Here is a 12,105-nt window from a genome sequence, read left to right on the forward strand (position 1 = left end):
CGATGAACAGATACGGTGCCGCAAACAGAAAAGCAAATTCAATCTGCTCGGATACTCCGGTCAAAAAACAAACAAGTGCAGATGTGAGAAAGGTTTTCTTGATTTTCGGCTTCAAATCTTCTCTGGCTTCCTGAATAATGGCGAAAGCTATTGCCGGAATCGCAAACATCATGATGGGAAACAATCCCGCCATAAAGAATCCAGCAGTTGGATCACCTGCAAAAAAACGAGGCAAATCTCCTTGCACAATGTTGCCATCAGGCGTTTCATACGTTCCCAACTGGAACCAGAACACATTGTTTAGCAAATGATGAAGCCCAAAAGCGACCAATACCCTGTATAGCACCCCATAGATGAACAGCCCAAACCCCCGAGACTGTATTCCCACGTGGCTATGGCATTCAATCCATGCTGTAATATCGGGGCGATCCATAGCATGAAACAGGAGAACAACGCCGAGCATAGCCCAACGATGAGCAATACAAACCTTGAACCTCCAAAAAATTGTAAAATTTCAGGAAGCTTAATGCTTTTGAACCGATTATGCATTCCCCCGGCAAGTGCGCCGAGTATAATTCCAATTAAGGAAGCAGGCTGAACGGTGCCGTCACTAAAATTGCGAGTCACCTGATCATATATCACGATACCAGCCAGTGCGGCGAGTCCCGCTTGACCGGCCTGGTTGGAGAGTCCCAGCGCTACACCGACAGCGAACAAATACGGCAAGAAATAAAAAATACCGTGTCCGGCCACGGTAGACACTTCACCGACAACTCCCAATCCCCAAGCGTTCCAGGGCAAACTGCCAACACTCAGCAAAATTGCGGCGGCGGGCAGGACCATTGTAGGCAGCATTACCGCTCGTCCGAGCTGCTGCAAGGATCCGAGCCAATTCATGGCGACCTCTCCTTTCTATCCTAGATGGTAAGCTTTACGCAACGTTTTGTCAAAGCAAAACGGTAACCCATTGGTAATTACTACAGAGAAAATGGAACAGAGAAAATCCCGTCAACTTCAAGTTAACGGGATTCACTTTGCAATTATTTAGTGGGGTCAGATCAGGTGATTATCCAAGTGCAGGTAAACGGGCCTCTCAGCCGCGCCCAGCGCCACGCAGAACGATGGAATCCTCTACCTTGATACAACGATTCGTTACCGCTGTCATGCCGTTCTCCGCAGCAATCTGGACTGCTTCATCACTATGGATGCCAAGCTGGAGCCACAGGACATTCGCTTGGATTGCAGCTGCGTCACGAGCTACGTCCGCGCAGAATTCATCCCGACGAAACACATTGACGATGTCTACGGGCTCCGGAATATCCGCGAGTGTGGCATATACCGTCTCCCCGAGAATTTCGCCCTGAACCTGTGGATTGACCGGAATGATGCGATAGCCTCTGCTCTGCATGGCTTCTGCTACCATATAGGACGTGCGATCCGATTTGTCTGATAAGCCGACGACAGCGATGTTGCCTGCATTGCGCAAAAGTTGTCCAATTTCTTCACGAGTAGGGTTGTTAAATTCCATGTTCAAGCACCATCCTTTTCTGATTAAAGTGCGTGTTCAAAAAAACCGATTTTCAGTTATTTACTCTTTTACCCATTGAACCGAGGCGCCAAGCGCCTGCAAATGATCGAAATATTGCGGATATGACTTGGCTACATGGTGTGCATCCCGAATACGAAGCGGCTCTTTGGAACGCAGGCCAACGACAGTAAGCGCCATAATTACACGATGATCGTAATGGGCATTAATCTCGACGCCACCTTCAACGCCTTCTGGACGCCCGTGTACGATAATCTCAGCCTGACGCTCTTCGACGTTGGCTCCTGCCTTGCGCAGTTCGTTCAAATAGTCGGTGATTCGGTCGCATTCCTTGTAGCGCAGGTTCTCTACATTATAGAACCGTGACGTGCCTTCCGCAAACACAGCCGCCGCTACCATAGCCAAAACCGCGTCTGTAGCAGCATCACCGTCGAATTCGATCGCTTTTAGTCTGCCATTGCCCTTAACGTGTACCACGTCGTTCTCATGGGTCAACGGCACTTCCATCATGCGCAGCACGTCAACGATGGCACGTTCTCCCTGTTTGCTCTGCTCCATCAGACGAAGAATCTTTACATCGGACTGCGTAACGGCTGCTGCTGCAAGAACTGCAGCTGATCCAGGATAATCGCCCTGTACCGTATAGGTCTGAGGTTGATAAGCTTGACCACCCGGAACACGGAAGGACATGTAATCATCACTTGCATGGATGATGATGCCGGCCTGTTCTAGCACTTCCAGTGTCTGCCCGATAACCACCTTCGATTTCAGGTCATTCAGCACTTCGATCGTGCTGTCTTCAGCAAGTAAAGGCGTAACAAACAGCAATGCGCTCAAATATTGGGAGCTGACCGAGCCGGATACACGAATATGTCCGCCTTTGGCATGGCCACCTTTGATCGTAATCGGCAGTCGCCCTTGTTCGTGCTGCACTTCAACGCCCAATTGACCAAGCGCATCAATCAGATCATCGTGTGGACGTTTGCCCAGCGAATCCGGGTACGTATTCACAAATGTAACTTCAGGACAGAGCGCAGTAACCCCCATCAGGAAACGAAGTACAGCACCCGCATTCCCTACATTCAGTTCACTTACATCACGGGGGTGACTGCCGAAACCCTTGATCACGATCTTGCTATCGTCTTCTTCCAGCACTGCACCAAGATCACGAATACATCTGCGCATCGCGTCACTGTCTTCACTATGAGCCGGGAAATGAATCGTACTTGTCCCATCTGCCAGCGCGGCAGCCAGCAGGTAGCGAGTGGTGTAGTTTTTGGAGGACAAAGCTCCGATTTCCCCATTCAGGGTAGGGGTTGGTTTAACGATAACGTCCATGGATGAAATTCTCCTTCATTGATTGTATTGTGGCGATTGCATTGTAGCCAAATTGACATTCCGTGCATCGCTTGGGTATCATTATAGGTGTTAAGTCCATACAGAAAAGAGGACCTGAATATGACACAAATAGCTGAAATTGAAACGTCTGAGCTACGCCGCCGTTTGCAGGCGGGAGAGAAGCTGCAGATGATAGACGTCCGCGAGGACGATGAAGTCGCGCAAGGCATGATCGACGGAGCCAAGCATATCCCGCTTGGACAGATTCCCGACCGTCTGTCGGAGATTGAGAAGTCAGGCGAGATCGTAATCATCTGCCGCAGCGGTTACCGCAGTGAACGTGCCTGTGAATATCTGCTGCAACTTGGATATGAAGGCTGTACGAACATGGTTGGCGGCATGCTTCAGTGGCAACAGGAAGGCTAGAACTAAAAGTACTAGAGGTAACTGGAGCAGAACACGCTTAACCTCGTGATCACAACTTTATTCCTCTTCTAGCAAGCGGGCCTTATGGCCCGTTTTTGTTACACCTGTTCCTATCTTGTTGCCTCTATCCTGCAACAAACTTCGGTGGTAACAAGCTTAGACGCGGTAATGCACTAAAATTAAACGAGTCACTTCAGCAGCGGATAACTGGGTTGTATCCACCGTATAATGCGCGAATCGATATGCGTCCTTGCGTTCTTCCATAATTGTCTGGATACGTTCCTCTGCATTGCCTGCAAGAAGCGGACGATTGTCACAGCCACTAACGCGCTCTACGATCACTGCGGGGTCTGCGGTCAAGGCAACAACCCAACCATTCTTCGACATCACCTCACAATTATCCGAACGCAGCACCACGCCACCTCCGGTCGCTATGACCTGTGACTTTTTCTCCAGCACCGAGCTCAACATACGGCTCTCGGCATCGCGGAAATACGTCTCTCCCTTGTCCGTAAACAGTTCAGGAATCGTACAGCCTTCCTCTTTTTCCACCGCGGCGTCTACATCAATCAGTCGGTAACCAAGCTCGCGTGCGAGCATGTCAGCGACGGTTGATTTGCCGGTTCCCATCATGCCGATGAGAATAATATTGTTAGGCTTGCTCAAGGTGTACACTCCTTTAATTCAAGCAATTCGTGAGCACTTTTGTCCTATCATAACACAGCCCTGCAGACTGGGAAAGTCCATCCACTTACCGACTCCTTACCGAATTCCTTTCAAGCATCCGCAACCCCTTCTAAGGCATCTCCGGTAACTTCCCGGCATCTCAAGTGACTTCAGAGCCAATCAAGTAAAATTAACACACCTCAAGTAACCCCATAATCTAACGAACTCAGATAAGCTTATTCTCGATAAATCAGCCATCTGGAGATTTTAACGAATCTCAGCACACTTATTTCAAAGAAACACCTGACTTAGATGCGTTGCGTTATCACGGGTTGCCACTCCCATCATGGAATAACTGTTCATTCAGCAGAGCGTAAAGTCTGATTTACGCGCTATCTACTCCAACATATACCGTAAAAAAAAGACCTGGAGTTTATCGGTATTAACCGACTCTCCAAGTCCCTATTCAATCGTTGGCAAGCCTTTCCAAGCTTCGCACAAAGCGTTTATCTGGCCCTTTATCTATTCGATTCGTACTACTATTCCATCCAGTTGTGGTGGAAGTTGCCTTCTTTGTCCACGCGTTTGAACGTGTGAGCTCCGAAGTAATCACGCTGTGCTTGCAGCAAGTTGGCTGGCAAGCGCTCTGTACGGTAGCTGTCATAGTAAGACAGTGCGCTGGAGAAACCAGGTACTGGAACACCTTGTTTAACAGCCGCCGCTACAACGTCACGCCAAGCATCCTGGTAGGATTCAACGATGTTTTGGAAGTAAGGATCAAGCAGCAGGTTTTTCAGAGCTGCATCTTTGTCATACGCTTCTTTAATATTTTGCAGGAACTGCGAACGGATGATGCAGCCGCCGCGGAAGATCATGGCAATGTTGCCGTATTTCAGATCCCAACCATACTCATCCGAAGCTGCACGCATCTGTGCAAATCCTTGTGCGTAGGATACAATTTTACTTGCAAAGAGGGCTTTACGCACACTCTCGATGAATGCTTTTTTGTCGCCGGAGAATGCTTCGGTTGCTGGTCCGTTCAGGATTTTGCTAGCCGCTACACGCTCATCTTTCATGGCAGACAGGAAACGCGAGAATACGGATTCCGTAATCATGGACAAGGGTACGCCGAGATCCAGCGCGCTTTGGCTTGTCCATTTGCCTGTTCCTTTTTGTCCAGCAGCATCCAGAATGACGTCAACCATTGGTTTGCCGGTTTCCGCATCATATTTGGAGAAGATATCTGCTGTAATTTCGATCAGGTAGCTGTCTAGCTCCCCTTGATTCCATTCTGTAAAGATCTCATGAAGCTCTTCAACGGAAACGTTCAATACGGATTTGAGCAAGTGGTAAGCTTCACCAATCAACTGCATATCTCCGTACTCGATACCGTTATGCACCATTTTCACATAGTGTCCGGCACCGTCAGGTCCGATATATGTACAACATGGGTCGTCACCGACTTTGGCTGAGATGGCCGTCAGAATCGGTTCAACCAGTTTATAAGCACTTTCCTGTCCACCTGGCATGATGGAAGGGCCTTTCAATGCGCCTTCTTCACCACCGGATACACCCGTACCGATGAAGCGAATGCCTTTGTCTTCCAGCTCTTTGCTGCGACGTTGCGTGTCAGGGAAGTATGCGTTCCCTCCATCAATGATGATGTCGCCCTCATCCAGATGAGGAAGCAGTTGTTCAATAGTAGAGTCGGTCGCTTTGCCGGCTTGTACCATGATCAGAATTTTGCGCGGGGATTCCAGGGATGCTACGAACTCTTCAATGGAGAATGCACCTGTCAGGTTTTTACCTTCAGCCTCTTTCAGAAGATCATTGGTTTTCTCCGGGGAACGGTTAAATACCGATACCGAGAAACCTCTGCTTTCAATATTAAAGGCCAAATTTTTGCCCATGACAGCCAGGCCAATTACGCCAATTTGTTGTTTTGTCATCTGGTCCTCCATCCTTTGCTCCAATTAATTTTATTGAAATAAATTCTCAACAATACTCCTATTTTAACGGTTTTATGTATAGAAGTGAACCCCGTGCCACAGTTACGGACGAGAAAACACCCCAATCTGCTGAGGTGTTCATCGTATTTTCATAAATACATAGTCATATGTCGGTTATATCATGTCCAGAGCACTCCGAGCTGGAATCCTGTGGTGTTATAGTAAAATCAATGAATCTGCTACATAACCACAAAGCCCTGGCAGATACCAGGGCTCTCAACTCAGACTATAATCAGAAGCTGTACCCTTCATCCTTCCAGCATTAACAGATGCCCGGACAACTGTTTTAATACTTCACGGCAGGTATTTGCTTTATCAACATTATCCAACTGAATAGCCGTGTGCAGGCGCTCCAGTTCATCGTCCACTTCCATGCGTAACAACGCGAGCCTCTCTTCGCCTTCACGCGAGAGGAACATTTCTTCCATCTCTTCCGCCGTCGGCGCAGGTTCCTTTTGAAAAATAACACGCTGTTTGAACCCGGATACTTCCACGAGTCGAATCACTTCACCGAACAAAATATTCTCCACGGTCATCTGTTGATCCTTGAACCTCTTAACAACCGCGTGTCCCCGTGTATCTCCAATCAGCTTCTCCAGCCACTCTGCAAGCCTCGCGTCCTTAATGATATAGTCCCCTGTCATCTTGTAGTCCCCACTACGTGTCTGTTGAAAACGGAGCTTTACCAGCTTTCGCCCAGTACGGACTGACAGGATAAAGAAGGATTCGTCTTCGCTCCAATATAGTGAATATCCCTCACGAATAAGGTCTTTGATCAAATTTTGGATATGCCGACGGTTGAACCGCAGCTCCAGATTGCAATATTCAACTTCATAACTCTTATTCACGGCACTCCCTCCATCTGTACCGGATCTACTCCGGCCCTCGTCTTCAATCGCTTCTAATGAATCGGCTTACCCTATTTTATACTTCATTTTATGTAAGGGTACTTGGTTATTTGACTATTTTTCACGGAATGGTCATCTAGATTGCAGCTTTCCGCAGACGCACAGGGGCAAGCCCCGATTTTAATGATATAATGGACGCAAAATCAAGGAATACAGATGACTTTCCCGGAGTTTAGCAGCAACGATTTTGATGTATTTCAGATTCCCAGCCTGGAGTCGCGCATGGAAGTTCTGATTGAACGGGTGCAAAGAAGGTTGCAAAAAAAACTGCCTCACTTTGAAGTAGGCATGTTCGATATACATCTATTGGTTATATTCGCCATCATCTATGAGAGTCCGAACAAGACTACATTTGACGTAAAATAGGGAGTTCCTCCAACCATGCCGGTTGTTGGAGCTCCCTTTCAATATCATTTGGCTGGAGCTGCACGAAACGGATTCCGCGATAGCACGAAATGCACTACGGCCAGTCCTGCCATAACAACGGCACTTGCGATAAATGGAGCCGGATGGCTCACATGATCCCACAGCAGTCCGGAAACGATAGGGCCAACGACCATGCCTGACCCTTGCAGAGTGAGGAAGAATCCCCAGATGGCCCCTCGCTCTCCTTCAGGGATCAGTGTGGCTACAAAAGCATTCCAGGCAGGCAGAATCATCGCATAACTGACACCCACCAGCATGACAATCCCAAACACAACAGGAATGGATGTGATGGAGGAAAACGCGAATAGACTCGCTGCCGCCATCAAAAAACCAACGTTCAGGAACGGTTTCGTGCCGAACCTGTCTACCATTTTACCTACAGGCAGCAACGCAATCACCGTGATCCCCCGCCCGCAATCAGCAACAAACTGTAGAGGTTCGGTGAGATATGCAGATCCGTGCGGGTGTATAGCGTAATGACCGGGCTTAGCAAGCCGATGACAAAGGACTGCATGAACAAGGCAGGATATACAAGCGGATTCACATTGAGCGTGCTGCGTACCCGTTGTAATGTGCTCTTAACGCTCTTGTGCAACCGTATGAACAGTGTGAGCAGATTGGGTTTGGCCGGTTGGTTCATGTCCGTCTTTGCATCATGGGCCTGCTCACCTTGTACAATGACACGTCCAGGAAGAATCATGGCGACTAGAATCACCAGAATGGCACATCCCATTAATACGAGAAATATGGTGCGATAGTCATGATGTGTCCGCTCAAGCAGCCAGTTCATGCCGACAGGTCCAAGTCCGGTTCCACCCAGAGCAGCCATCTCCAATGCCCCCATCGCTGTGCCGTTCTTGTTCTGTGGGCCTGACATCGCAGTCACTCCTGTCATGGCGCAGGGCCAGAGCGGTGACGTGCCGATGCCAAGGACCAGACAGGCCATTGCCAATCCAAATGCACTTTTGAGGAAAATAATCATTATGACCGCAATTAAGGTACAGATTAGCGCTGTGACCATCGTTGCGCGAAAACCGATTCGTTCTGCTGCCCAGCCAGAGGGCGCCCGGAACAAATTATCCCCCAGATATTGAAGGGCAAACGCCACACCAATGACGCCAGCGGACAGACCCAGAATATTGTCCATATACACGGGTAGAACGGCTACTAGCAGAGCCCCTTTAATAATTTCAACCAGAAAAAGTGTCAGCCACATCGCGATAAAAAATGGTGATCGCAAAAATTTGGCTGGTTTGGTGTCGGTTTGCATTCTTTTTCCCCTTTCGATGTACAATTACCCGTCCCCTATTCTTAGTGTAACCCTGGGGAATGTGCCTAAATCGAGTCAATTCAAAAATTTGTCGAGTATACTACTTGCATTCGGTTCTACATTTGCTATACTCATCTTTGTTTACCAATTTTATTAGGAAGGGTTGTGACAGCAATAATGAATCACCACCGTACGCCGCTGTTTACCGCTTTAAGAAATCATGCGGCACTCAATCCGGTACAGTTTCATATTCCGGGACATAAAAAAGGATTGGGAGCGGATACCGAATTCCGTGAATTTATTGGCGATAATGCCTTCTCCATAGATTTGATTAACATCGCACCACTGGATGACCTGCATCAGCCAACCGGTGTCATTGAGGAAGCACAGATGCTGGCAGCAGATGCCTTCGGAGCCGATTATACCTATTTTAGCGTACAAGGCACAAGCAGTGCCATCATGGCCATGATTCTATCGGTATGTAGCCCTGGAGATAAAATTATTGTACCCCGTAACGTGCATAAATCTGTTCTGACCGCCATCATTTTCTCAGGAGCCAAACCCGTATTTGTCTCTCCTTCACAGGATGCCAATCTGGGTATTGATCATGGAGTGACTACGCAGTCTATCCGTCGCGCACTTGAGCGTCATCCTGATGCCAAGGCACTGCTTGTGATTAATCCAACCTATTACGGTGTGGTTACAGATCTGAAAGAGATTGTTGAGCTGGCTCACAGCTATCAAGTTCCTGTCCTTGTTGATGAAGCACATGGCGTACTTATTCATTTCCATGAGGATCTGCCGTTGTCAGCCATGACAGCGGGTGCCGATATGGCTGCAACCAGTGTGCACAAGCTTGGTGGTTCCATGACACAGAGTTCTGTACTCAACCTGAACACGAAGAACGGGTTCGTGAATCCACAGCGTGTACAGACGATTCTAAGTCTGCTCACTTCAACATCAACTTCATACATTTTGCTCGCATCACTCGACACATCAAGACGTAATCTGGCTCTGCACGGTCGTGAGATTGCACAGAAAGCAATTGATCTGGCTGAGTTTGCCCGTCGCACCATCAACGATATGGATGGGCTGTATTGCTTCGGCAAAGAACTACTGGGTACGGAAGCAACCTTCAATTATGACCCAACCAAAGTTACAGTTCATGTCCGCCATCTGGGCATCACAGGGTATGAGACCGAGAACTGGCTGCGCGAACATTACAACATCGAGGTAGAGCTCAGTGATATGTACAATATTCTGTGCCTTGTTACGCCAGGTGATACGGATAATAGCATCGATATCTTGCTGAATGCTCTGCAGGATCTCTCCCGCACGTATTATCAGGTGAACCCGGCCCATGAGCTGGTCGTTAAAGTTCCGGATATTCCGCAACTGATGCTGACTCCACGCGATGCATTCTATGGTGATACGGAAGTGATTCCATTCAAGGAATCTGCAGGTCGTATTATTTCGGAATTCATCTACGTCTACCCGCCAGGAATTCCGATTCTGTTACCGGGCGAAGTTATTACTCAGGAGAACATCGACTATATCATCGACCATGTCGAAGTTGGATTGCCTGTCAAAGGGCCTGAAGATCGCAGCGTAACCAACGTCAAAGTAATTGTGGAAGCCGATGCCATTTTCTAAAACAACCCCTTCACGACGTGAATGTGGATGAACTTAAAGAACCAAGCCTGAGGCTTGGTTCTTTTTCTTATAGGGAACAAGCGGATTTGCATTTTTCCGTCTATTTCATGGTACAACAAGGTCAATAAAACCCTACGATACCTCTGAAAAACAAACAAAAGGCCCCCTGAAATCAGAGAGCCTTCATGCTATGTTCCAAAAGATTGACTATTCTTGCGAAGCAACGAGTTCGTTGTAAGCCGCTTCAACACGGTTCCACTCTTCTTCGTCTTCAATATTGTAGAGCACCATTTCCTCGTCTTCTTCTTCCATACGCAGGATGATGCCGTCAGCTTCAGGATTATTACGTTCCAGCAGGAGCGCATAAACATGCTTCTCCACGTCAAACGTCTCCACCAAAACCATTTCCACGTCTTGTCCGTTCTCGTCTGTTAATGTGAGAAGGACTTCTTCATGCTCGTGGTCGTGGTCGTGATCTTCGCCGCATCCGCAGCCATCGCCGTGTTCATGTGTGTGATCGCTCATTGAAATACCTCGCTTCATAATTAGAAATTGTGTAACCTTGCATATCGTAACATGTTCATAGAGCCAGGTCAATTTAAAAGGGCAGGGTTACTTTGGCTTCAATCATTCAGCGCTGTAATGATTTTCTCGGCTACCAGTACGTAGCTGCTGTTTGCATTTTCTTTAATATAAAAGCCGACCTGGTACTTGCCAGCACGACTGAAATCATACGTAAAATCATAGGTGCGGAACCAGAAGTTATCCTTCTGTGTAGTAAGTTCCTGAGACTGGATATCCTTCACCTGACCGCTTGGACTAGTAATGGTTACTTTCACGGCAGCTACATCCGATGTTAAGCTGTCCACTTGAGAAAACACATTGAATTTCAGCTTGCCCACGTTAACGTTGCCAAATACAGTGTCTCCCTTGAAGAGAAAAATATGTACATTCGGTTTGATCACCGTTACTCTCTTGTTACTGCTATCCCATTTGACTGCGCCTCCGGCTTCTCTTACAGGTACATAGGTCGTTCCATCAATTAGATAGCCCCCGTCAGCTGCTTCCTTGCCATTAATTAGAACACGAATCTTCTCGTTCACAGAGTCTGCAAACAATAAAGACCCGCCGAGCAAGGAGAATATCGTGACACAAAGCATTACTCTTTTCCATCTCATCCCGTCCATATTCCCTCCCCTGCTGCTAGCTGTTGTACATGTATACTGCTGATTCATCCACAAAGTTGCGCTGTTTCTCATCCTTTTTCATTTTTTATCCAAAATTTTATCCACCTCTTGGAATACTCAAAAAGAGGCGACCCTCATCAGAGGATGCCTCTACTCTATAATTGTTATATATACGGAATTATACGAAGAATTACGATGATGCATGGCGGGTCAGAATACAGGGAACCCCTTTACCAACAGCTCCGCCCTCTCGCATCCGTGTTGCATAATCCATTCCTCGTGTACATGGCGTCTTGCATCTCTCGCATACATCCGATGTGACGAGCTTCATGGATACACGAATTTTGTCACTCTTTAATACGGGAGCTTTCTTTCCCTTTGCTTTTGCCATCCCGGATTCCCCATTTCCCCAAATGCTTACTGATGTAATGCATCATATGGGGATTCGCCCGGTTGTGTGCCTATTTAGAAAACGTATTTAAACAATAAGAAGATGACAACGAGGATACCTCCGAGAATGAGCCAGTTGCTGATTTCCCACCAGATACTCTTTCCTCCGGACAAGTGCTTCTGTTCATTCTCCTGATGACGCTGACGGTGTGTATCGGTCTCCGAGCCATGGGGTGGTTTGCCAAAATCCATCATAAATTACATTCCCCTTTCAGCAGTTGTTTAG

13 protein-coding genes and 2 pseudogenes are annotated in these 12,105 nt (G+C 47.7%); 3 read left to right on the forward strand and 12 right to left on the reverse strand.

Features of this window, described 5'->3' with window-relative positions; translation table 11 throughout:
* Positions 1–40 precede the first annotated feature (40 nt).
* The 3 genes and pseudogenes from C0Q44_RS31945 to aroA all read right to left on the reverse strand — a co-directional run.
* Positions 41–897, reverse strand: a pseudogene (locus C0Q44_RS31945) (PTS transporter subunit EIIC); the annotation flags it as partial.
* A gap of 196 nt (positions 898–1,093) precedes the next feature.
* The gene (locus C0Q44_RS27020; RefSeq protein ID WP_105410255.1) at positions 1,094–1,528 is read right to left on the reverse strand and encodes a CoA-binding protein; all 435 of its coding nucleotides are present in this window, start codon (positions 1,526–1,528) and stop codon (positions 1,094–1,096) included.
* A 60-nt stretch (positions 1,529–1,588) separates the two neighbouring features.
* Positions 1,589–2,884, reverse strand: a complete 1,296-nt coding sequence (gene aroA / locus C0Q44_RS27025; protein ID WP_105410256.1) for a 3-phosphoshikimate 1-carboxyvinyltransferase — start codon at positions 2,882–2,884, stop codon at positions 1,589–1,591.
* A gap of 120 nt (positions 2,885–3,004) precedes the next feature.
* On the opposite strand from aroA, the gene C0Q44_RS27030 reads away from it, so the two are divergent.
* On the forward strand, positions 3,005–3,310 hold the full coding sequence (locus C0Q44_RS27030) for a rhodanese-like domain-containing protein (RefSeq protein ID WP_105410257.1): 306 nt from the start codon (positions 3,005–3,007) through the stop codon (positions 3,308–3,310).
* 156 nt (positions 3,311–3,466) lie between these two features.
* Here the strand turns inward: C0Q44_RS27030 and C0Q44_RS27035 are convergent, their stop codons facing one another.
* From C0Q44_RS27035 to C0Q44_RS27045, 3 genes are all read right to left on the reverse strand, one after another.
* Entirely contained in the window at positions 3,467–3,976 is a 510-nt protein-coding gene (locus C0Q44_RS27035) for a shikimate kinase (RefSeq protein ID WP_258166584.1), read from the reverse strand.
* A 539-nt stretch (positions 3,977–4,515) separates the two neighbouring features.
* Entirely contained in the window at positions 4,516–5,925 is a 1,410-nt protein-coding gene (gene gndA / locus C0Q44_RS27040; RefSeq protein ID WP_105410258.1) for an NADP-dependent phosphogluconate dehydrogenase, read from the reverse strand.
* 308 nt (positions 5,926–6,233) lie between these two features.
* On the reverse strand, positions 6,234–6,833 hold the full coding sequence (locus C0Q44_RS27045) for a hypothetical protein (protein ID WP_105410259.1): 600 nt from the start codon (positions 6,831–6,833) through the stop codon (positions 6,234–6,236).
* Between the two features lie 216 nt (positions 6,834–7,049).
* On the opposite strand from C0Q44_RS27045, the pseudogene C0Q44_RS27050 reads away from it, so the two are divergent.
* Positions 7,050–7,247: pseudogene (locus C0Q44_RS27050) on the forward strand (DUF1054 family protein); the annotation flags it as partial.
* A 56-nt stretch (positions 7,248–7,303) separates the two neighbouring features.
* Here C0Q44_RS27050 and C0Q44_RS31630 read toward each other — a convergent pair.
* Positions 7,304–7,717, reverse strand: coding sequence for an MFS transporter (locus C0Q44_RS31630; RefSeq protein ID WP_308737474.1), 414 nt, complete (start codon positions 7,715–7,717; stop codon positions 7,304–7,306).
* Positions 7,714–8,559 carry an MFS transporter gene (locus C0Q44_RS31635; protein WP_308737475.1) on the reverse strand — a complete coding sequence of 282 codons (846 nt, stop codon included), beginning with the start codon at positions 8,557–8,559 and terminating at the stop codon, positions 7,714–7,716. The genes C0Q44_RS31630 and C0Q44_RS31635 overlap by 4 nt, the downstream gene beginning before the upstream one ends.
* A gap of 207 nt (positions 8,560–8,766) precedes the next feature.
* Here C0Q44_RS31635 and C0Q44_RS27060 point away from each other — a divergent pair, with 207 nt between their 5' ends.
* Positions 8,767–10,242 (forward strand): aminotransferase class I/II-fold pyridoxal phosphate-dependent enzyme, encoded by a 1,476-nt coding sequence (locus C0Q44_RS27060; RefSeq protein WP_105410260.1) that lies wholly within the window; start codon positions 8,767–8,769, stop codon positions 10,240–10,242.
* 207 nt (positions 10,243–10,449) lie between these two features.
* Here the strand turns inward: C0Q44_RS27060 and C0Q44_RS27065 are convergent, their stop codons facing one another.
* The 4 genes from C0Q44_RS27065 to C0Q44_RS27080 all read right to left on the reverse strand — a co-directional run bounded on the left by C0Q44_RS27065 (position 10,450) and on the right by C0Q44_RS27080 (position 12,074).
* The gene (locus C0Q44_RS27065) at positions 10,450–10,767 is read right to left on the reverse strand and encodes a DUF1292 domain-containing protein (RefSeq protein WP_105410261.1); all 318 of its coding nucleotides are present in this window, start codon (positions 10,765–10,767) and stop codon (positions 10,450–10,452) included.
* A gap of 98 nt (positions 10,768–10,865) precedes the next feature.
* The gene (locus tag C0Q44_RS27070; RefSeq protein WP_105410386.1) at positions 10,866–11,420 is read right to left on the reverse strand and encodes a stalk domain-containing protein; all 555 of its coding nucleotides are present in this window, start codon (positions 11,418–11,420) and stop codon (positions 10,866–10,868) included.
* A gap of 199 nt (positions 11,421–11,619) precedes the next feature.
* On the reverse strand, positions 11,620–11,820 hold the full coding sequence (locus tag C0Q44_RS27075; protein ID WP_105410262.1) for a hypothetical protein: 201 nt from the start codon (positions 11,818–11,820) through the stop codon (positions 11,620–11,622).
* A gap of 74 nt (positions 11,821–11,894) precedes the next feature.
* Positions 11,895–12,074 carry a hypothetical protein gene (locus C0Q44_RS27080; RefSeq protein WP_105410263.1) on the reverse strand — a complete coding sequence of 60 codons (180 nt, stop codon included), beginning with the start codon at positions 12,072–12,074 and terminating at the stop codon, positions 11,895–11,897.
* Positions 12,075–12,105 lie beyond the last annotated feature (31 nt).

This window comes from Paenibacillus sp. PCH8, assembly GCF_002968835.1.
Lineage (GTDB): Bacteria > Bacillota > Bacilli > Paenibacillales > Paenibacillaceae > Paenibacillus.

What these genes read in the sequence shown, in the direction of transcription:
- C0Q44_RS27020 (WP_105410255.1), bottom strand. Translation starts at nt 1,528, where the DNA reads ATGGAATTTAACAACCCTACTCGTGAAGAAATTGGACAACTTTTGCGC.
- aroA (WP_105410256.1), bottom strand. Translation starts at nt 2,884, where the DNA reads ATGGACGTTATCGTTAAACCAACCCCTACCCTGAATGGGGAAATCGGA.
- C0Q44_RS27030 (WP_105410257.1), top strand. Translation starts at nt 3,005, where the DNA reads ATGACACAAATAGCTGAAATTGAAACGTCTGAGCTACGCCGCCGTTTG.
- gndA (WP_105410258.1), bottom strand. Translation starts at nt 5,925, where the DNA reads ATGACAAAACAACAAATTGGCGTAATTGGCCTGGCTGTCATGGGCAAA.
- C0Q44_RS27060 (WP_105410260.1), top strand. Translation starts at nt 8,767, where the DNA reads ATGAATCACCACCGTACGCCGCTGTTTACCGCTTTAAGAAATCATGCG.
- C0Q44_RS27065 (WP_105410261.1), bottom strand. Translation starts at nt 10,767, where the DNA reads ATGAGCGATCACACACATGAACACGGCGATGGCTGCGGATGCGGCGAA.
- C0Q44_RS27070 (WP_105410386.1), bottom strand. Translation starts at nt 11,420, where the DNA reads ATGAGATGGAAAAGAGTAATGCTTTGTGTCACGATATTCTCCTTGCTC.
- C0Q44_RS27075 (WP_105410262.1), bottom strand. Translation starts at nt 11,820, where the DNA reads ATGGCAAAAGCAAAGGGAAAGAAAGCTCCCGTATTAAAGAGTGACAAA.
- C0Q44_RS27080 (WP_105410263.1), bottom strand. Translation starts at nt 12,074, where the DNA reads ATGATGGATTTTGGCAAACCACCCCATGGCTCGGAGACCGATACACAC.